Genomic DNA, 19,634 nt, shown 5'->3' with positions numbered 1-19,634 from the left:
GTCGGTATGTTGCGTCCTCGTTGCCACCGCGTGCCAGCACTGTCGCATGTACCTCTTCGGCGGTGCAAGAGCCGGCACTGCCGCGCAAACCGTCGGACCCGCGAGTCGACGCGTCCCCGCGCCCCCCCGACGTTTCCTCTGTCCGGCCCTTGCGGGCGCTTGTGACCCATGGCACAGTGTTGGCACTCAGTGCCGTCTGAAACTCATCTCGCGGCACAGCGTGCTTAGGCGGGAGGTCCACAATGAGCCGAGTACTGCGAGTTCGTGGAAGATTGAGGCCAGTCCGTGCCGGGCTGGCGGTCGCCACCGCGCTGGCGGGCGCGACAGCGGTCCTCGGGCCGGTGCCAGCCACCGCCGCGGCGGGTACGGCCCCGAGATGCGCGGAGTTGGTGGGAAGCGAGATCCCGGCGTCGGCAATCAGCCTGCCGACCAGCGGCGGCCGGGTCGACTCGGCATCCCTGGTAACCCAGACCGTGAGCGGCGCGTCCATCGAGTACTGCCGGATCGACGCGGTGGTCCTCCCGATCGATCGCGCCGCGCCGGACATCAGGCTGCAGGTCGGCATGCCGGTCGGCTGGAACCGCAACACGATGATGTTCGGCGGCGGCGGATACAACGGTACGGTCCCCAACATCGCGCAGAACGTGCCGTTCGGCCCCCCCGGTCAACCGGCGCCCCTGGCTCGTGGATATGCGACGTTCGCAAGCGACTCCGGCCACCAGGCGGGCCCCGCAGGGTCGTTGGACGGATCCTTCGGCATGAACGACGAGGCACTTCGGAACTTCGCGGCCGGCGATGCGCTCAAGAAGACCTCCGATGCCGCCACGTACCTCATCCGTCGTGGTTACGGTTCCGGACCGAGCAGGTCGTACTTCGCGGGTGGTTCGACAGGCGGTCGTGAGGCTCTCATCGTCGTGCAACGGTGGCCGGACGCCTTCGACGGCGTCATCTCCGCCTACCCTGCCTGGAACAACACGGCCGAGGTTCTGCATCTCGGGTACCTCGCGCAGGTGATGTCCCGCCCTGGCGCATTCCCCGGGCCCGACAAGCAGACCCTGCTCTACAACAGCGTCATGGCGGCGTGCGACGGACGGGACGGCCTCGAGGACAAGGTCATCTCGAACCTCGGAGGCTGCGACTTCGACCCCCGCGTGCTCCGCTGTCCCAAGGGCGTCGATGCCGGACCGACGTGTCTCTCCGATCCCCAGATCGCGTCGGTGAACGCCGCGGCCAAGCCGTTCAGGTGGCCGTACCGAATCGCCAGCGGTGAGCGGGAGTACCCCGGCTTCCCGCTCCTTTCGGGTGCTGACATGAGAACACCGGTTCTTGGGTTCGGCACCTCCGCGCCCGCCAACCCGATGCCGGTGACAAGTGGCTACGGCGCCCAGTACTGGGATCAGTGGGTGAAATACTTCCTGACGAGGGACCCGGGTTACAACTCTCTGGACATCGACCCTCGGCGACCAGGGAAGTGGCTTCCCCGAATCAGTTATCTCTCCACCATCCAGGATCGCAACAACTCGGACCTCCGTCCATTTGCGCGCTCCGGTGGGAAACTGCTTCTCCTCCACGGTGCCGCGGACGAGCTGGTCTCCCACCGCTCGACGAACGACTACTACCGGCGGGTGCTCGACACGGTAGGACCCAGGCAGACCCAGGAATTCATGCGGTACTACCTCGTACCAGGCGCGAATCATGCCAACGTCGGTGCGCCCGCATTCGCCGCCAACTGGGACTCGCTCTCCGCTCTCGAACGTTGGGTCGAGGAAGGACGGCCGCCGGTCGAGCCGGTGGTCACGGACGCCTTGCGGGGCAGGACCCGCCCGCTCTGCGAGTACCCGCGCTGGCCGAAGTACCGCTCCGGTGATCCCGACAGCGCCCAGAGCTTCGTCTGTTCGCGCTGACGCCACCCCACGGCATCGTCTGCTCGCGCGACTGCTCGCAAGCGTGCGAGGAAACGCATCGTCAGGGCCATCTGCGGAACGGGCGGTCCGGGCCAACCCAGGCCCGGACGCCGCTCGCCAGTGACCAGCCGCGGCACAGAGCCGCGCGAACCGTGTGCGACTGAGAAGGGAGTGACATGCCTCGACCGCCAGCGCTGCTCCTCGCCCAGGGGAGTACAGCCGAGCTGCCGACAGGCTCGAGTGCCTGCGCCCAGCCACCTGCCAGACCGGCGCGGGAGGCCGGTTCGCCGGTGCTCCGACGGATCACGACCCGGGGCAGCTCCGCTCCGGCACGTCTGGCCCGCGCCACCGTCGGATTCCGGCGTCTGACGGCCAGGACGTGCCCGGCCGCGGATGTCCGGGGCCCACAGGTCACCCGCAGCCGGCAGGTCGCCTGGAAGGAAGCCGCGTGACGACGAGCGGTCGGGTCGCGCTGCGCACGCAGGCCCTGACGAAGGTGTTCCGCGGCTTCCACGCGGTCGACTCGGTGAACCTGGAGGTTCGCGAGGGCAACGTGCACGCGCTGGTGGGTCCCAACGGTGCGGGAAAGACCACGCTGTTCAACCTCCTGACCGGCTTCGTGTCCCCGACGTCCGGCACGATCACGGTGTTCGACGAGGACGTCACCGGTCAGCAGCCCGAGCAGGTCGCGCGCCGCGGCGTGGCCAGGTCGTTCCAGATCACCAGTCTCTTCGAGACCCTGACCAGCCGCGAGCACGTGGAGCTCGCTCTCCAGGGGCTGACCAGGCAGGGGTTCCGGTTCTGGCGGTCGGAGAAGCTGCTCGACAGGCATCGCGCCCGGGTGGACGAGCTGCTCGCGCAGGTGGGGCTGGTGCCGCTGGCGGAGAAGCCGGTCGGACTACTCGCCTACGGGCAGAAGCGCGCACTGGAGCTGGCGCTGGTGCTGGCGTTGGATCCACGGGTGATGCTCCTCGACGAGCCGACGGCCGGGATGGGAACCGAGGACGTCGACCGCACCATCGAGCTGGTCCGTCGCATCGCGGCCGGCCGCACCGTGGTGTTCGTCGACCACAACATGCACGTGGTCGGCAGCCTGGCCGACCGGGTGACGGTGCTTCAGCAGGGCAGGATCCTGGCGGAGGGCGCCTACGACGAGGTCCGCAACGACGAGCGGGTAATCACCGCCTACCTGGGCGAGGCCGAACATGCTTGAGGTCGCCGGTCTGAATGCGTGGTACGGCGAGGCGCAGGCGCTGCACGAGGTGAGCGTGCGCGTGGGAGAGGGCGAGGTCGTCACCCTGGTCGGGCGCAACGGCGCCGGCAAGACCACCCTGGTGCGGTGCCTGATCGGCCTGCACCGGCAGGTCAGCGGCACCGTCTCCTTCCTCGGCAGCGACGTCACCCGGACACCGGCCCACCGCCGGGCCCGGGCCGGCATGGGCTGGGTCCAGGACGACCGCGGCATCTACGCGAGCCTCAGCGTGGAGGAGAACCTGTTGCTCCCGCCCAGGGTCTCCGACCGGGCATGGACGCTGAAGCAGGTCTACGAAGCCTTCCCGCTGCTCGCCGACCGCCGCAAGGCGCCGGGCACCACCCTGTCGGGTGGCGAGCAGCAGATGCTGGCCATCGCCAGGGTGCTCCGGACCGGTGCCCGGCTGCTGCTGATGGACGAGCCCTCGGAGGGCCTGGCCCCGGTGGTCGTGGCCCGGATCGGGGCGATCATCCGCGAGATCAAGGCCACCGGCGTCGGCGTGCTGCTCATCGAGCAGAACGTCAAGTTCGCCGCCACCGTGGCCGACCGGCACTACCTGCTCAGCCAGGGCCACATCGTCGAGACCCTCGACAACTCCGACTTCCAGCGGCGCGAGGGCGAACTCCTCAAACACCTCGGCATCTGACCGATCGACCAGACGACGCGACACATCGACACACACGAGGAGGACCACCATGAAGACCAAGCGAATTCGGGCCGGTGCGGCGGCCATGACGGGGGTACTGCTCCTGGGCGCCTGCGGTGAGGGCGGTCCCGGGGGGTCGGGTGGTGATTTCACTGACGGCAAGCTGGTTCTCGCGGTGATGAACGACCAGTCCGGCGTCTACAAGGACGCGTCGGGACCCAACAGCGTCAAGGCGGTCAAGATGGCGGTGGCCGACTACAAGAAGAAGCACGGCGACAAGGCGGTCGTCGACGACATCGAGGTGACGTCGACCGACCACCAGAACAAGCCGGACATCGCGAACACCAAGGCTCAGGAGCTGTACGAGCGCGGAGGTGCGGACGTCATCCTCGACGTGCCGACCTCGTCCGCCGCCCTGGCCGTCGCCAACCAGGCGAAGACCCACAAGAAGCTGTTCCTCGACGTGAGCGCGGCGACCATGGAACTGACCGGGGCCCAGTGCAACAAGTACACCTTCCAGTGGGCGTACAACACCTACATGCTGGCCAACGGCACCGGCACCACCGTCACCGGGAACGGTGACAAGAACTGGCACATCATCTACCCCGACTACCAGTTCGGCCAGGACATGACCAAGTCCTTCACCGAGGCGATCTCCAAGGCCGGCGGCACGGTGCAGGGCACCATCCCGACGCCGTTCCCGAACGACAACTTCGCGACCTTCCTCACCAAGGCCGGAAGCACGAACCCCGACGTGATCGGCACGATGCAGGCGGGCGGCGACCTGATCAACGTGGTCAAGCAGTTCAACGAGTCGGGCCTGAAGGAGAGGGGCATCGACCTGGCCGTTGGTCTGATGCTCATCACCGACATCCACTCGCTGGGCGTCGACCAGTTCGCCGGCACGATGTTCACCGACGCCTGGTACTGGAACATGGACGACGAGTCGCGCGCGTGGGCGGACCGGTTCCGCGATGAGACCGGGACCCGGCCGACCTTCGAACACGCCGGCAACTACTCCGCCGCGCTGCAGTACCTGGAGGCGGTCCAGGAGGCCGGCACCGACGACGCCGACAAGGTCGTCGCCAAACTCGAGGGCAAAAAGGTCAATGACGTGTTCCTGCGCAACGGCGAGATCCGCGCCAAGGACCACTCCGTCGTCCACGACGCGTACCTGGCCCGGGTCAAGAAGCCGTCGGACGTGAAGGAGGACTGGGACTACGAGGAGATCGTGACCACGATCCCCGCAGCGAAGGCATTCCCGCCCGCCGAGGCGTCCGCCTGCTCGATGTGAGCGCGTGGTCGGTTTCGTGAGCCCCGGGTGCCCCGACGCCCAGGGTCAGCACCGGGAAAGGAACCCATGAACGCAGTGCTGCAGTACGCCGTACAGGGCCTGGCGGCCGGCAGCTTCTACGCGCTGGCCGCCCTGGGACTGGCGATCATCTTCGGCGTCCTGGGCGTGGTGAACTTCGCCCACGGCGCGTTCTACATGCTCGGCGCGGTCACCGCGGCCGTCCTGCTCGACACCCTCGATCTCACGCTGTGGTGGTCGCTGCTGGTCGTGCCGGTGCTGATGTTCGCCTTCGGCGTCGTGGTGGAGCGGCTGCTCGTGCAGTGGCTGCTCCGGCTCGACCCCCTCTACAACTTCCTGCTCACCTTCGGCCTCACCCTGGTCCTCGTCGAGCTGGTCAAGCAGAAGTACGGCGTCTCCGGGCTGCCGTACAAGCCTCCGAAGCTGCTTTCGGGACGCGTCGACCTGGCCGGCGTCGTGCTGCCGCGCTATCAACTGTTCGTCTTCCTGTTCTCCGTGGCGATCTGTGTGCTCGTCTGGCTGGTGATGACGCGGACCAGGGTTGGCATGATCGTCCGGGCGTCGACCGAGAAGCCCGACCTTGCCCGTGCCCTGGGCATCAACGTGGGCCGCTGGGTGACTCCGGTCTTCGGCTTCGGGGTCGCGCTCGCCGGCCTGGCCGGCGTGCTCGCCGCGCCGTTCCGCGCGATCACGGCAGACATGGGCAACAATTTTGCGATCATCCTGTTCGCGGTCGTGGTCATCGGGGGGCTCGGTTCGATCGTCGGCGCCGTGGTCGCAGGCTTCATGGTGGGCCTGGTGGAGGCGTTCGGTCAGGCCTACGCCCCGACGTACGCGCAGATCCTGATCTTCGTCCTGATGGCCCTGATCATCCTGGTCCGCCCCGCCGGGCTGTTCGGACGCAAGGAGGCGACGGCATGACCCAGTCCGTGGTTACCCCGACCCCGGGCACCGAGGCGCCCGCCACCATCGCGGGGGGCGGATCGAGGCGGCGATGGGTCCTGCTGGCCGTCGGCCTGGTGGCGGCGCTGGCGCTGCCGTGGTTCGTCTATCCGCCGGTGGCGATGGACATCGTGGCGATGGCGCTGTTCGCGATCGCCCTGGACATCCTGCTCGGCTACACGGGTCTGCTGTCCTTCGGCCACGCGGCCTTCTGGGGCAGCTCGGCGTACGTGACGGGCCTGATCGCGACGCACTACGGTGTGCCGTTTCCCGTGGCCGTCGTCGGCGGTGCACTGTTCGCGATGCTCCTCGCCCTGCCCGTCGGGTACCTGTCGGTGCGCCGGTCCGGGATCTACTTCGCCATGGTGACCCTCGCGTTCGGACAGATGGTCTACTTCATCGGGTACCAGTGGAGCGACCTGACCGGCGGCGAGAACGGACTGCAGGGCGTACCCCGGAAGTTCTTCGGCATCGAGCTGGTGGAGACCGAGTCGTTCTACTTCTACTACGCGGCCCTGCCGATCCTCCTGCTCGGCATGTGGGGAGCCTGGCGGATCGTGCACTCGCCGTTCGGACGAGTCCTGGTGTCGATCCGCGACAACACCCAGCGAGCACGGGCGCTCGGCTACGAGGTGGAGAAGTACAAGGTCATCGCCTTCGTGCTCTCCGCCGGACTGACCGGCCTGGCCGGCGGTGTGTTCGCCATCAACCACGGTTTCGTCGCACTGACCGAACTCCACTGGACGACCTCCGGCGAAGTCGTGCTGATGACGGTGCTGGGCGGCATCGGCACGCTGTGGGGAGGAGTCCTGGGTGCCTTCCTGGCCGTGATGCTTGCCGACTACCTCGCCTCGTCCGGCTTCGACGGCATCGACCTGGTCACCGGCTCGGTCTTCGTCCTCGTGGTGCTGCTGTTCCGCCGTGGAGTCTGGGGTACCGTTCGTCATCAATGGCTGGCCCGGCAGCAGCGCCGTACCTCGTCGCGCCGCGCTTCGGCCAGTGCCGATCCGGCGAGGCGAAGGCCGTGAGCCGCTGCGAGCGCGGCGCAGGGTTCCAGAGTTCGGCAAACCCAGGATGCGCGGGAACTAAACTTCGCGCAACACCACATCAGGAGAGGGCACCTGTCGGTGACTTCGCGGAGAATACTCGAAACCAAGTACCGAATCTCGGAAACGGCGATGGCCCTGTTTCTCGAGGAGGGGTACGCAAATGTAACTGTCGAAGCCGTTGCGGAGGCGTCAAGCGTGTCCCGCCGTACCGTCTTCCGGCACTTCGAAAGCAAGGACGAACTCGCGTTTCCGGACCACACCGAACGCCTCAGGCTGGTCGAGCGATGTCTCGTTGAGTCCGCTCCGGATACGGATCCGGTAGAGGCCGTCATCGCAGCCACGGAGGAATCGCTGCGCGACTTCCTCAGCCGGCCCGAGCTCGTCCTCCGGCGATACAAGCTGACGCGCGTCGTCCCTGACCTACGGAAGCGGGAGGTCATCGAACACGAGCGATACGTGACGCTTACACGTTCGTTCCTGCGCGATCACCTCCCATCCGACGCCCCGCCCTTCCAGTCGATGGCCCTTGCGGCACTCATCGACGCGATCCACCGATCCGCGCTCGGAAACTGGGTACGCAGCGGCGGCGCGACCGACGCCATCGCCGAGCTGAAGGCGGGCATGGAATGGGTCCGCCGCCTCATGGTCCACCAGTCGACCTTCTCCACCTCGCCGTTGCTCCTCGCGTTGCTCCCGGACACGCCGCAAACCCGTCGCGTCCTGCGCTCATTGAAGGACACGGCCGAGGAACTGCCCTAGGCACTGATGTACAGGACCACGAAAAGGTGCCGCGTGGCCCGCCTCTGGAAGGACGCCCGGGCTACCGGGATCTGGGCGGAGCCCAACGAAATCATGAATGAGCTCAACGGCCGTTACCCAGGCCCTGGAGGGAGGAGCAGGAGTTGCCGAACCTGACGTTCGACTTCGCGGGGAGAACCGCAATCGTGACCGGAGCGGCGCGAGGGCTCGGACTCGAGTTTGCCCGTCTCTTCCACGACTCCGGGGCGAAGGTGTTTCTGGTTGACTCGGACGCCGAGGCGGTCGCACAGGCTGCGGACGAGTTGGGCGCGGTCGGCGTCGCCTGCGACGTCAGCCGCACCGAGGCCGTCGAAGCCCTGGTCGACAGCGTGGTCACGGGGGCCGGCCGCCTGGACATCATCGTCAACAACGCCGGGATCCTGCGGGACCGTCGGCTGTGGAAGCTCTCGGACCAGGACTGGGCTGAGGTGCTCGACGTCCACCTGGGCGGAACCTTCCGACTGACCCGCGCTGCGGTTCCCGTGTTCCGGGAGCAGGGGTACGGCCGCGTCATCAACGTGACCTCGTACACGGGCCTGCGCGGCAACATCGGGCAGGCGAACTACGGCGCCGCCAAGGCCGGGATCATCGGCTTCACCAAGACCGCGGCCAAGGAACTCGCGGCGTTCGGCGTCACCGTCAACGCCATCTCGCCCAACGCCGAGACGCGGATGATCGGGTCGATTCCCGACCAGAAGCGTCAGGAACTCGCCGCCGCCATCCCACTCGGCCGGTTCGCGGCGCCCAGCGAGATGGCCGCGGCCACGGCCTTCCTCGCCTCCGAAGAGGCCGGTTACATCACCGGAGTAGTCCTTCCCGTGGACGGAGGAATTTCGATATGACCGGGCCGGACCAGCGGATCGTGATCGTCGACGGTGCCCGTACCCCGATCGGCAGGTACGGCGGGGTGTTCAAGGACACGCCCGCGCACGAGTTGGGGGCCGTCGCCGCCAGGGCAGCGCTGACCCGTTCGGCGGTGCCGGTCGACGCCATCGAGGAGGTGGTGATGGGCTGCGTCGGCCAGGTCGGGCCCGACGCCTACAACGCTCGTCGGGTGGCCGTCGCCGCCGGGCTTCCGGTGTCCACCCCCGCCTACACCGTCAACCGGCTGTGCGGGTCGGGACTCCAGGCCATCTGGTCCGCCGCCATGCAGATGCGCTGGAGCGGCATCGACTTCGCTCTTGCCGGCGGCGACGAATCCATGACCCGGCTGCCGTTCTACGACTTCGGGGCACGCGCCGGCTACAAACTCGGTGACCGTACCCTGGTCGACGGCACCGTCCTCATGCTCACCGATCCCTTCTACGACATCCAGATGGGACTGACGGCCGAAAGGGTCGCCGAACGCTACGGGGTCTCCCGTGCGGACCAGGACGAGTTCGCCGCCGAGTCCCAACGCCGCGCGGCGACCCGGACGGCCCGGGCGGCGTTCGCCGAGGAGATCGTGCCGGTCACCACCGGTGGGCGCCGCAGCGTGGAGGTCACGACTGACGAGCACCCGAGGCCCGACACGACCGTGGAGGCGCTGGCCCGCCTCCGCCCGGCCTTCAGGGAGGGTGGCACGGTCACTGCCGGTAACGCCGCCGGCATCAACGACGGTGCGGCCGCCGTCGTGCTCGCCACCCAGTCCGCCGCGGCCGAACGTGGGCTGACACCCCTGGTGGCCATCGAGGCGGTCGCCACGGGTGCGCTCGACCCGGACGTCATGGGTTACGCCCCGGTGGTCGCGCTCCGCAAGCTGTTCGAGCGGACCGGCACGACGCCCGACGATGTCGACGCCATCGAGTGCAACGAGGCCTTCGCGGCCCAGGCGGTCGCCGTTATCCGCGACGCCGAGCTCATTCCGGACCGGGTCAACCCCTACGGAGGTGCCATCGCGCTCGGCCACCCCGTCGGTGCGACCGGCGCCATCCTCTCACTCCGGTTGGCCAAGCACCTGGTTCGGAACGATCTGGAGCTCGGCGTCGTCACCATGTGCATCGGTGGCGGTCAGGCACTGGCCGCTCTCTTCCGGCGGGTGTGACGGAAGCAGAGCCAGTTCCGGGCTGCCGCGACCCTGGACTACCAGCAGGACGAGGCGGACCGGGGCAGGAGGAAAATCGCCTGCCCCTTGCTCTTTCTCTGGAGCCAGCGGGGTTCGGTCGCGCAACTCTACGATGATCCGCTGGCAATATGGCGAGAATGGTGCGACGACGTTCGCGGCGGCCCGGTGCCGGTCGGGCATTTCATTCCGGAGGAAGCTCCCGAGGAAACCGTACGGCAGTTGCTGGGCTTCCTACCGTGAACAGCAAGCCCACGACCCCCGGCGCGCGCCGGGCGGTTGCGCATCCGCGCCCACTCCGCTGGACCCGCGCACTTCACGCCGTACCGGGGGTCGTGCTCCGGCACCGGATCAGCCGTGCCGACCGACCCGGTGATGAGTTGTCGCGCCCGCACCCGTCATACCTACGACGGAACCCGACGAGGCGGAAGGATGACGCGATGAGTGCGGACACGTGGCTGGAGGAGTTGGGCGTGAGCGGGCTGGGCAGGAACGGTCTGGGCGTGAGCGGTCTGGGTGGGAGTGGTCTGGGTGGCAGTGGGCTGGGAGAGGTCGACGAGCCGGCGTTCTCCGGGCTGGCGGAGCGGCACCGGCGGGAGCTGCACGTGCACTGCTACCGGATGCTCGGGTCGTTCGAGGACGCCGAGGACGCCGTGCAGGAGACGTTCCTCCGTGCCTGGCGGCGGCGGGAGACCTTCGAGGGGCGGTCGACGTTCCGGGCCTGGCTCTACCGGATCGCCACCAACACCTGCCTGGACCTGCTCGCCAAGCGCCGTCCGGAGCCCGCGACCGGCGGCGAGGTGCCGTGGCTACAGCCCTACCCGGACCGGCTGCTCGACGAGCTGCCCGCGGGCGACGCGGACGAGCCGGAGAGCGTTGCCGTCGCGCGGGAGACGATCGAGTTGGCGTACCTGGTCGCGGTCCAGCACCTCGCGCCGCGCCCGCGGGCCGTGCTGATCCTGCGGGACGTGCTCGGCTGGCCGGCGAAGGACGTCGCGGAGCTCCTCGGCGACTCCGTCAACTCCGTGAACAGCGCGCTGCAGCGGGCCCGCGCCGGCATGCGGGCGCACCTGCCCGCCGAGCGGCAGGACTGGACCGGCGGCGAGGAGGACGCCGGAACGCGCGACCTGGTGCGCCGCTTCACCGAGGCCAGCGTGGCCACGGACGTCGATGTGCTGGCTGCCATGCTGCGGGACGACGTCCGTTCCTCGATGCCGCCCACGCCGGGCCTGTACGTCGGCCGCGACGCGGTGGTGAACAACTGGGTCGAGGATGGATTCGAGGGCATGACGGGCCTGCGTGCGGTCCCCATCTCCGTGAACCGGCAGCCCGCCGTCGCGTTCTACCTCTGGGAGCAGCGGGAGGGCGCGTACCTGCCGTTGACCATCGACGTCCTGCGCGTCACCGGCGGGGCGATCACCGAGATCCTCATCTTCCACGACGACCAGTTCCCGCGCCTCGGGCTGCCGGAGCGCCTGCCGGCGGACGGCACGGAGTAGTACCGGTGTGGACGCTCACGCTGCGCGGTGGCGCGCGTGTCGCGGTGGTCGCGGCGCAGTGGTTCGACGCGTTCGGCGTCGTCATCTGCGGACGGGTGCAGTTGGCGCGGAACCTGCGCACCCGGACCGATTGACGGTCCGGCAACGGGACACCGCGCGGCGGAGGGTGCGACGCGCGGCGTGGCCACGACAGAGTGGCCGAAGTCCGTCGATCGACGCGGTGGCGATCACTCGGTATAGTCCGTTCAGTATCCGCTGAACGCCGACAGGTGCGTGTGATGGTGGAGCCGTCGATCAGCACGGTGACCGGGCAGCTGAAGCTGGGTCAACTGGTGGAGCCGGTGCCGGTGCCGCTGCCCGGTTCGCGGCAGCATCACCACCAGCTGAGGTCGGGCGGCTGGTTCGTCGGCCTGGAGTATGGCGACGAGCACGTGCGTCGCTGGGAGGCGCACGCCGAGCGAGCGCGGGCCCGGCGGGCGGGGGAGCGGGCATGAACGCCGGGGCAGGCACGCCGCGGGGACGGATGCGGTGCTCGTGTGCCGCGGCACGCAAGGCGGATTCGGATCCGCCGGGCTGACGGCGTAGGGCCCCTTCACCGACGCATCTCGACTGGCATCGCGCCGTGCTGCGTGATGCCCACTGCCTGATTCTTCCTCCCTCGTTCCAGAGGAGCATTCTCGTGGGCGTACAGAACGGGGCGGCGATCGACATCGCCGGCTTGACCAAATCCTTCGGCCGCGCCAAGGCACTGGACGGGCTCGACCTGAGCGTGGAGTCCGGCCAGGTGCACGGCTTCCTCGGCCCCAACGGAAGTGGCAAGACCACGACCATCCGGATCCTGCTGGGGCTGCTGCGCGCGGACGCCGGCACGGTACGGATGCTCGGTGGGGACCCGTGGCGGGACGCCGTCGCCCTGCACCACCGCCTGGCGTACGTGCCCGGCGACGTCAACCTGTGGCCGAACATCACCGGCGGAGAGGTGATCGACCTGCTCGGCCGGATGCGCGGTGGCCTGGACCGGCGCCGGCGCGACGAGCTGCTGCAGCGGTTCGACCTGGACCCGAGGAAAAAGGCCCGCACCTACTCGAAGGGCAACCGGCAGAAGGTCGCACTCGTCGCCGCGTTGGCCTCGGATGCTGAGCTGCTGCTGCTGGACGAGCCCACGTCGGGGCTGGACCCGCTGATGGAAGCGCAGTTTCAGCAGTGCATCCACCAGATCAAACAGGAGGGGCGCACCGTGTTGCTGTCCAGCCACATCCTGGCCGAGGTGGAGGCGCTGTGCGACCGGGTGAGCATCATCCGGCTCGGCCGCACCGTGGAGAGCGGCACGCTCGGCGAGCTGCGCCACCTGACCCGTACCTCGATCGCGGTGGAGACGGTTCAGCCGCTGACCGGCATCGACGCTCTGCCGGGTGTGCACGATCTGGTCCTGGAAGACCATAGCGCCCGATTCGATGTGGACACCGCCGAACTGGACGCGGTGGTCCGGCGGCTGGCGCCGTTGGGCGTGCGGAGCCTGACCAGTACCCCACCGACGCTGGAGGAGATGTTCCTGCGGCACTACGGAGAAGAAGAGACCTCCGGCGCGGAGGCAACGTCGTGACCGGGACCGGCATGCTGCTGCGGTTCATGTTGCGCAGGGAACGGTTCGCCCTGCCGTGCTGGCTGCTGGGCGTCACGCTGTTGGTGCTGATCCAGTCGACACAGAGCCAGCGACTGTACGACTCGGCCGAGGACCTGGCCAAGCTGCGCCAGAGCATCGGCGGCAACACGGCGGTCATCGCGATGAGCGGACCCACCCGCCTGCTGAACACCATCGGCGGCGAGGTGGTGTTCGAGATCTTCGCGTTCACCTGCATTGTGCTCGCGTTGATGAACATGTTCCTCGTCGGGCGGCACACCCGGGCCGACGAGGAGTCCGGCCGCGCTGAACTCGTCCGTTCGGCCCGGGTTGGCCGGCGAGCCACGCTGGCCGCCGCGCTCGCCCTGGCCGGCCTGGCGAACCTGGCAGCCGGGCTGCTGGCGTTCGCCGCTGTCGCCGGGACCGGCCTGCCGATCGCCGGCTCGGCTCTGTTCGGCGCGGCGTTCGCTGCGGTGGGGATGACGTTCGCCGCGATGACCGCCGTGGCGGTGCAGGTGTTCGAGAACACCCGGCCCGCGTACGGGGCGGTCGCCCTCGCCCTCGGCGCCGCGTACGTGCTGCGTGCCGCCGGCGACGTCGGCAACGGGACCCTGTCGTGGTTGTCGCCGATCGGGTGGGGCCAACGCACCTTCCCGTACGTCGACGACCGGTGGTGGCCGCTTGCCATCCCGGTCGCGGTGACCGCCGTCCTCGGCGCGGCGGCGATGGCGCTGTTGGAACGGCGGGACTTCGCGACGGGGTTGGTACGCCCGCGGCCGGGGCCGGCGACCGCGTCCGCGATGCTGGGATCCCCGCTGGGCCTGGCCTGGCGGCTGCAGCGCGCGTCGCTGGGAGGCTGGGCCGCCGGCCTGTTCCTGCTCGGCGCCGCCTACGGTTCGATCGGCGACAGCATCGAGCAGTACGTGGCCGACAATCCGGAAGTGGCCGAATTCCTGCCCGGTGGGGCGGCGGACATCGTGAACTCGTACCTGGCGCTGACCGCGATGACGCTGGCGTTGACCGCCGCCGCGTACGCGGCGGTCGCCGCGCTGCGGGCCCGCGGTGAGGAGACGGCCGGGCGCACCGAGCCGGTGCTGGCCACCGCGACCAGCCGGGCGGGGTGGCTGGCGAGCCACCTGACCGTGGCCGCCATCGGCAGCGCGCTGGTGCTGACCGCCGCGGGCTTGGGCGAGGGCCTCGCGTACGGGCTCACCGTTTCCGACGCCGGCCAGATCCCACGCCTGATCGGTGTCGCGCTCGGCTACCTGCCGGCCCTGTGGGTGGTCACCGCGGTCGCGGTCCTCGGCATCGGCTGGGTACCCCGGGCCGCCGCCGGGCTGGCCTGGACGGCGTTCGGGTACTGCGCGGTCGTCGCGCTGTTCGCCGACTCGTTCGACATCCCGGGCTGGGCGCAACGAGGCTCCCCGTTCGCGCACACACCACGAGCGCCGTTGGACCCGGTGAGCCCGGCACCGTTGCTGGTCCTCGGCGCCGTTGCCGTGGCGCTGGCGGTCGGTGGGTACGCCGGTCTCCGCCGCCGCGACGTCGGCTACTAGCCATCGGCGCAGGATTGGGCATTGAGCAGGTCACGGCAGGCGGTTGACGCGTAGCCGGCGGGCGATCAGCTCGTGCTCGGTGACCGGGCCATCGTGCAGCAGCTTCTCGATGTCGGTCGCGAGCGCGTGGCCGAGCCCAGCGCTGATGGCCTGTGCTTCCCGCCAGAGCGACCGGGCCCGGCCGGGCTCGCCGTAGGCGACGGCCGATGCCAGTAGATCAAGACCGTAGGCCTGACGCAGCGGGTCGTGTGCGGCTCGCGCGATCTCAATTTCGGCGGCGGCGGATTCGGCGGCGAGGTCGAAGCGTCGCTGCCGCAACGACAGCTCACCGGCCCAATGGTTGAGGTACGCCGTGGTGTGCACGTCGCCGCTCGCCGCTGCCGCCGCCAGGCCGCTACGGACACACTCCGCGGCCTGCTCAAACTCTCCCTGGTTGAAATTCAGATGAGTCAGGTTGAGCCAGAGCACCGGTGAATAGCGGGGATCGTCGGAGTAGCCGGGCAGGGCGAGTGCCGCCTGCAGATGGCGGCTGGCGTCCTGCGGTCGGCCGACGGTGTTGCAGAGCCCGCCGAGGTTCACCAGGATCGGTCCGGTCGACAGCACGTCGCCGGCCGCGACCGCGATGTCGAGTGCGCGCTGGTAGGCGTCGGCGGCCTGCTCGTACCGGCCCAGCTGTTTGTACGCCACGCCGAGACCCACGAGGATCCGGCTCTCGGCGTACCAGTCGCCCCACAGCCGTGCCGACTCCTGGGCGCAGCTGTACGTTTCGACCCAGTCACGCCACAGCCGATGCTGGTGGTAGAACGCGAACAGGCTGCCGGCGAGCTCGGCGGCTGACCGGTGCCATCCGCGACGGCCGAGGTCGCGGATGAGGGTGACGAGATTGTCTCGCTCGGCCGCGAACCAGACCAGGGCGGCTTCCCGTGAGGTGAACCGCAGCGGCTGCGCCGGCGGGTGGGCCAGGTCCGGCGCTGCCCTGCCGGCTCGCCGCGGGCTGAGTAGCGGGTAGGCGTGGAAGGTGGTGTCGAGGTACCAGTCGGCGGCACGACGCACGGCGGCAGACAGGTCTTCGACCGACTCCTCGGCGTGAGCGCGTTCCCTTGCGAACAACCTGACCAACTCGTGCATGCGATAGTCGCCGTTGGCGCCCGGCGCGGCGACCTGGCGTCGGGACAGCGACTGCAGCAGCCGGCGCGCGTCCGACGCGGGCAGCGCGGCGGCTGCTGCCGCACAGACCGGGCTGACCGCGACGACGGGCAGGGCGCCGAGCAGCCGGAACAGTCGGGCGTGATCCGCATCCAGCCGGCGGTACGAGCTGTCGAACACGCCACGCATGCCGCGGTCCTCATCGTCGATCTCCAATGTGGCCAGCCGCTTCTCTTCCGGTGCCAGCTCCGCGACGATCGCCTCTGGTGCGAGCCGCGGATCGTCGGCGAGTCGACAGCCGACGATCCGCAGGGCAAGCGGGATGCCGTCGCACAGTCGTGCCAGTTCGGCGAGCGGACCGGACGAGGGTTTGGGCAGCCGGGCGCCGCTCACCGCGGCCAGCAGATGCATCGCGTCGTCGACCGGCATCGGCTCGAGGCGGATCTGGCGAGCCCGCTCGTGCACGCTCAGGCCGGGCAGCGCCTCCCGGGACACCGCGATCACGGTTACGTTGGAGTCGACCGGTAGCGCGGCGCGTACGTGCGCCGCGGCCGGAACGTTGTCCAGGATGAGCAGGCGACGCCCCGTGAGCGTGGCGCGGTAGGCGGCTGCCAGCTCCTCGGCGTCGTCGGGTAATCGATCGTCGGTCAGGCCGAGGTGTCGCAGCACCAGCCGCAGCCCCTTCTCCGGAGAGATCGGGCCGGGCGCCGCATGGCCGTACAGGTCGACATAGACCGCGCCGTCGGGAAAGTTCGCGGCTGTGGTGTGTGCCCAGTGCAGGACGAGCGCGGTCTTTCCCACGCCACCGACGCCGTGGACGGTCCCGAGAGCAGGGCCGGGACGAGGACGTTCGGCCAGCCGGTCCAGGGCGGCCAGCTCAGGGGTACGGCCGACGAAGTCGCTGATGGGGTCGGGCATCGCGTGCGTCGAGGTCCTCGCCCGCTCGCGGGGCGGCCCGAGGGCGGGCGTCGCGATCGCCGGGTGGGCAGGCAGCAGCGCCGCGTCTGCCCGCAGGATCGCCGCGTGCAGGTCGCCGAGTTTGCGGCTCGGCTCGATTCCACTCGCCTGTACCAGGTGCCGACGGAACCCGGCGTAATGCCTCCCGGCCTCGAGGGTCCGCCCGGACCGGTGCATCGCCAGCATGTAGAGGGCAGTCAGCTGCTCGTTTTCTGGATACGTCGCGACCGCGTCCGCAAGGTCCGGAAGCACCTCGCGATGGCGTCCCTGCTCCAGCTCACCGCCGAGCAAGTTCTCGAGAGTGCGTAGTCGCAGCTCGTCCAGGGGCCGGCCCACGCGCTCACGCAGGGCGACACTGGCGACGTCCGCCATGAGCGGTCCGCGCCAGAGGTTGAGCGCGTCGCGGTAGAGCGCCGCGCGGTCGCCGGCGTCGCCGATGTTGCCGGCCCGCTCGACCAGTGAACGGAACCGGTGAGTGTCGACCGAGCCGGGTGGTACGTCGACCAGATAACCAACCTGTTTCGACACGACGTGGGGAGCGGTCGGATACGGACGCAATGCGGATCGGAGCCGAGCGGCATGGGCATGAATCGTGCGTCGCGCGGTCGCCGGCGGCTCCTTGTCCCACAGCAGATCGATCAGCCGATCGGTCGGTACGAGTCGGTTGGCCTCAAGCAGCAGTAGGGCGAGCAGACAACGCTCTCGCCGCCGGCCGAGCGGGATCTTCTGCCCGTCGAATCGGGCTTCGAACGGACCGAGCAGCAAGAAGTCCATCACTATGATCACTCTCGTCTCGCGGTGGGCCGTTGGCAACCCCATGGCAACACGTCGGCAGCGGGCGCGGGTGAAGGTAGGGACAACCGTCACCTCCGAACCGTGGGGCGTTTCGCAAAGCCGCTCTTACGTTCCGGTCAGACGACGGGCGGACCGGCATTGTCTGGGCGATGTGCGAAACCACCACGGGGGAATTCTCATGAACGTCAGCACCGGTACGGCGAGAACCTTCCAGGGAAGTCTCGTTCGGCAACGCCGCCGCGATCTGGGTCTGTCGCAGAAGGAGTTGGCCGGCCTCACCGGCCTCAGCGAGCGGACGGTGCGGGATATCGAACAGAGCCGGGTCACGCTTCCGAGGAGTGCCTCGCGGATCCGGATCTCCGATGTCCTCGGTCTGAATCGCAGTCCGGAAGCACAGACCGACCCACCCGACATCGATGTGCTCGGCGGGCTGCGGTTGACGGTGCAGGGTCGGCAGGTAGATCTTCCAGGAGCGATGCTGCGCGGTCTGCTCGGCCTTTTCGCACTGCGCGACAACAACGTCGTCCATCCCGAGGAAATTGTCGACTGGCTGTGGGGCGCCGATCCTCCCAGGAGCGCGCGGAACCTGTTGCACCTCTACGTCTCGCGGCTGCGCCAGATTCTCGAGCCCCAGCGGCAGCAGCGCAGTCGGGCCGGACTGATCCGCTCGAGGAACGGCGGCTACGAACTCCGCCTCGAACCGGCTCGGATCGACGTACACGTGTTCCGCACCCTGGCCCAGCGCGCCCGCGCGGCCGCCCGGGCAGGCCAGCTGGACGAAGCTCTGGACGCGTACGCCGCGGCGCTGCACGCCTGGCGCGGCCCGGTGCTTGCCGATCTCGGCCCACGGATCCGTCTGCATCCGGCCATCGTGAGCATCACCCGCGCCCGCGTCGCCGCAGCGGCGGAGTATGCCGAGATCGCGGTGGCGGCGGGCCGTCCCCGGCTCGTGCCGGAACTGCTCATGGACCTCCTTCCGCAGGAGCCGCTCAACGAGACGCTCCATGCGCAGACGATGACCGCGCTGGCGGCCGATGGGGACCCGGCCATGGCGGTGCGGCTGTTCCACGAAATCCAGGTCCGCTTGCGGGAGGAGCTGGGGATCTCGCCGGGTCATCAACTCCAGGCGGCGTTGGCAACCGCTCTGGGCGCAATGCGGCAAGCCTGATCCGCCGGTCCGGCAGGCGGGTATCTGCCGCTCTCCTTCCGCACGGTATCCCGTCGGCAGTCGTCTTTCCGCCGGTCACATCGGCACAGGCGGATGTCAATCTCTTGTCAATTGTCCTTTGTGTACGGGGCCCTAGCGTGGCGATGGCGGCCAGCTCGGCTGCCCCGCTAGCACATAGGAGACACATCCATGAGGAGACCCTGGTGCACGGCAAGCCGTGCCTGGGTGTCGACGGCGATAGCGACCGCCACGTTCGCCGCCGTTGGCCTGACCACGTCACCCGCGCACGCCGAACCCAATGAGGCTACGACGCGGGCCCTGCTTGCCAATGCCTACCAGACCGTAGCCTGTGACCCCAACGGAGCCAGCTCGGCCGACAATGCGATGGCCAGCCAGCTCGACCCCCAACTGAACGGCACCCTGCAGGGCTACCTGAACGGCTACCGCGTGTCCTGCGCGAGGATGATCGTCGCCGCTGTCAAGGCCCGTGGCCTCAACCAGCGCGCGGCGCAGATCGCGGTCACCACGGCGATCGTGGAGGCCACGCTGCAGAACATCAGCGAAGAGGTCGACCACGACAGCCTGGGCCTGTTCCAGCAGCGAGCCTCGTGGGGTACCCGGGAACAGCGCCTCAATCCGACCTGGGCGACCAACGCGTTCCTCGACAAGATGGTCCGGGTCTACCCGAACAACTCGTGGAACACCGCCCCGATCGGCGAGGTCTGCCAGGCGGTGCAGGTCTCGGCCTACCCGGACAGGTACCAGGCGCAGGCCCACGACGGTGGGGTCATCGCCGCCGCGCTCTGGGCCGGAAACCCACCACGGGCCGGCCAGGAGGCGTTTGCGGATTACAACGGTGATGGGAAGACCGATATCGCGTTGTTCCGGCCTTCTGCGGGGACGTTGCATGTCTGGCATACCGGGGGTTCGGCGGGGGTGCTGCACACC

At 69.0% G+C, this 19,634-nt stretch carries 16 protein-coding genes and 1 pseudogene; 16 read left to right on the top strand and 1 reads right to left on the bottom strand.

Going from position 1 to position 19,634, the window contains the following annotated elements:
• Positions 1 to 272 precede the first annotated feature (272 nt).
• The 14 genes from I0C86_RS27130 to I0C86_RS27070 all read left to right on the top strand — a co-directional run bounded on the left by I0C86_RS27130 (position 273) and on the right by I0C86_RS27070 (position 14,620).
• Positions 273 to 1,904 carry a tannase/feruloyl esterase family alpha/beta hydrolase gene (locus I0C86_RS27130; RefSeq protein WP_230394869.1) on the top strand — a complete coding sequence of 544 codons (1,632 nt, stop codon included), beginning with the start codon at positions 273 to 275 and terminating at the stop codon, positions 1,902 to 1,904.
• Positions 1,905 to 2,352: 448 nt separating this feature from the next.
• Positions 2,353 to 3,117: an ABC transporter ATP-binding protein gene (locus I0C86_RS27125; protein WP_196204122.1), complete on the top strand. Its 765-nt coding sequence runs from the start codon at positions 2,353 to 2,355 to the stop codon at positions 3,115 to 3,117.
• Positions 3,110 to 3,802, top strand: coding sequence for an ABC transporter ATP-binding protein (locus I0C86_RS27120; RefSeq protein ID WP_196204121.1), 693 nt, complete (start codon positions 3,110 to 3,112; stop codon positions 3,800 to 3,802). Before I0C86_RS27125 ends, I0C86_RS27120 begins: the two co-directional genes overlap by 8 nt.
• Positions 3,803 to 3,851: 49 nt before the next feature.
• Positions 3,852 to 5,096 (top strand): ABC transporter substrate-binding protein, encoded by a 1,245-nt coding sequence (locus I0C86_RS27115; protein WP_196204120.1) that lies wholly within the window; start codon positions 3,852 to 3,854, stop codon positions 5,094 to 5,096.
• 66 nt (positions 5,097 to 5,162) lie between these two features.
• Positions 5,163 to 6,035, top strand: a complete 873-nt coding sequence (locus I0C86_RS27110; protein ID WP_196204119.1) for a branched-chain amino acid ABC transporter permease — start codon at positions 5,163 to 5,165, stop codon at positions 6,033 to 6,035.
• Positions 6,032 to 7,084 (top strand): branched-chain amino acid ABC transporter permease, encoded by a 1,053-nt coding sequence (locus tag I0C86_RS27105; RefSeq protein ID WP_196204118.1) that lies wholly within the window; start codon positions 6,032 to 6,034, stop codon positions 7,082 to 7,084. Before I0C86_RS27110 ends, I0C86_RS27105 begins: the two co-directional genes overlap by 4 nt.
• A gap of 150 nt (positions 7,085 to 7,234) precedes the next feature.
• The gene (locus I0C86_RS27100) at positions 7,235 to 7,864 is read left to right on the top strand and encodes a TetR/AcrR family transcriptional regulator (protein ID WP_196204117.1); all 630 of its coding nucleotides are present in this window, start codon (positions 7,235 to 7,237) and stop codon (positions 7,862 to 7,864) included.
• A gap of 143 nt (positions 7,865 to 8,007) precedes the next feature.
• Positions 8,008 to 8,745, top strand: a complete 738-nt coding sequence (locus I0C86_RS27095) for an SDR family oxidoreductase (RefSeq protein ID WP_196204116.1) — start codon at positions 8,008 to 8,010, stop codon at positions 8,743 to 8,745.
• Positions 8,742 to 9,926, top strand: a complete 1,185-nt coding sequence (locus I0C86_RS27090) for a thiolase family protein (protein WP_196204115.1) — start codon at positions 8,742 to 8,744, stop codon at positions 9,924 to 9,926. Before I0C86_RS27095 ends, I0C86_RS27090 begins: the two co-directional genes overlap by 4 nt.
• Positions 9,927 to 10,384: 458 nt before the next feature.
• Positions 10,385 to 11,443: an RNA polymerase subunit sigma-70 gene (locus I0C86_RS27085; RefSeq protein WP_196204114.1), complete on the top strand. Its 1,059-nt coding sequence runs from the start codon at positions 10,385 to 10,387 to the stop codon at positions 11,441 to 11,443.
• Positions 11,444 to 11,448: 5 nt separating this feature from the next.
• Positions 11,449 to 11,577, top strand: a complete 129-nt coding sequence (locus I0C86_RS44605; protein ID WP_255527841.1) for a hypothetical protein — start codon at positions 11,449 to 11,451, stop codon at positions 11,575 to 11,577.
• Positions 11,578 to 11,721: 144 nt separating this feature from the next.
• A complete protein-coding gene (locus I0C86_RS27080; RefSeq protein WP_196204113.1) occupies positions 11,722 to 11,937 on the top strand; it encodes a hypothetical protein in 216 nt (71 codons plus the stop codon).
• Positions 11,938 to 12,122: 185 nt separating this feature from the next.
• Positions 12,123 to 13,046, top strand: a complete 924-nt coding sequence (locus I0C86_RS27075; RefSeq protein ID WP_196204112.1) for an ABC transporter ATP-binding protein — start codon at positions 12,123 to 12,125, stop codon at positions 13,044 to 13,046.
• The gene (locus I0C86_RS27070; RefSeq protein WP_323373872.1) at positions 13,043 to 14,620 is read left to right on the top strand and encodes an ABC transporter permease; all 1,578 of its coding nucleotides are present in this window, start codon (positions 13,043 to 13,045) and stop codon (positions 14,618 to 14,620) included. The genes I0C86_RS27075 and I0C86_RS27070 overlap by 4 nt, the downstream gene beginning before the upstream one ends.
• A gap of 30 nt (positions 14,621 to 14,650) precedes the next feature.
• Here the strand turns inward: I0C86_RS27070 and I0C86_RS27065 are convergent, their stop codons facing one another.
• Positions 14,651 to 17,497: an AfsR/SARP family transcriptional regulator gene (locus I0C86_RS27065; RefSeq protein WP_230394871.1), complete on the bottom strand. Its 2,847-nt coding sequence runs from the start codon at positions 17,495 to 17,497 to the stop codon at positions 14,651 to 14,653.
• A 4-nt stretch (positions 17,498 to 17,501) separates the two neighbouring features.
• Between I0C86_RS27065 and I0C86_RS27060 the strand changes: the two genes are divergently transcribed.
• Positions 17,502 to 18,686: a BTAD domain-containing putative transcriptional regulator gene (locus I0C86_RS27060; protein ID WP_196204110.1), complete on the top strand. Its 1,185-nt coding sequence runs from the start codon at positions 17,502 to 17,504 to the stop codon at positions 18,684 to 18,686.
• A gap of 189 nt (positions 18,687 to 18,875) precedes the next feature.
• Positions 18,876 to 19,634, top strand: a pseudogene (locus I0C86_RS43830) (hypothetical protein); the annotation flags it as partial.

This window comes from Plantactinospora alkalitolerans (genome assembly GCF_015690345.1).
GTDB classification, from domain to species: Bacteria; Actinomycetota; Actinomycetes; order Mycobacteriales; family Micromonosporaceae; genus Plantactinospora; species Plantactinospora alkalitolerans.
Note: the sequence above shows the minus strand (reverse complement) of the source record. Positions and strands in the feature narration are given on the sequence as shown.

What these genes read in the sequence shown, in the direction of transcription:
- I0C86_RS27110 (WP_196204119.1), top strand. Translation starts at nt 5,163, where the DNA reads ATGAACGCAGTGCTGCAGTACGCCGTACAGGGCCTGGCGGCCGGCAGC.
- I0C86_RS27090 (WP_196204115.1), top strand. Translation starts at nt 8,742, where the DNA reads ATGACCGGGCCGGACCAGCGGATCGTGATCGTCGACGGTGCCCGTACC.
- I0C86_RS27080 (WP_196204113.1), top strand. Translation starts at nt 11,722, where the DNA reads ATGGTGGAGCCGTCGATCAGCACGGTGACCGGGCAGCTGAAGCTGGGT.
- I0C86_RS27105 (WP_196204118.1), top strand. Translation starts at nt 6,032, where the DNA reads ATGACCCAGTCCGTGGTTACCCCGACCCCGGGCACCGAGGCGCCCGCC.
- I0C86_RS27115 (WP_196204120.1), top strand. Translation starts at nt 3,852, where the DNA reads ATGAAGACCAAGCGAATTCGGGCCGGTGCGGCGGCCATGACGGGGGTA.
- I0C86_RS27065 (WP_230394871.1), bottom strand. Translation starts at nt 17,497, where the DNA reads ATGGACTTCTTGCTGCTCGGTCCGTTCGAAGCCCGATTCGACGGGCAG.
- I0C86_RS27100 (WP_196204117.1), top strand. Translation starts at nt 7,235, where the DNA reads ATGGCCCTGTTTCTCGAGGAGGGGTACGCAAATGTAACTGTCGAAGCC.
- I0C86_RS27060 (WP_196204110.1), top strand. Translation starts at nt 17,502, where the DNA reads ATGATCACTCTCGTCTCGCGGTGGGCCGTTGGCAACCCCATGGCAACA.
- I0C86_RS27120 (WP_196204121.1), top strand. Translation starts at nt 3,110, where the DNA reads ATGCTTGAGGTCGCCGGTCTGAATGCGTGGTACGGCGAGGCGCAGGCG.
- I0C86_RS27085 (WP_196204114.1), top strand. Translation starts at nt 10,385, where the DNA reads ATGAGTGCGGACACGTGGCTGGAGGAGTTGGGCGTGAGCGGGCTGGGC.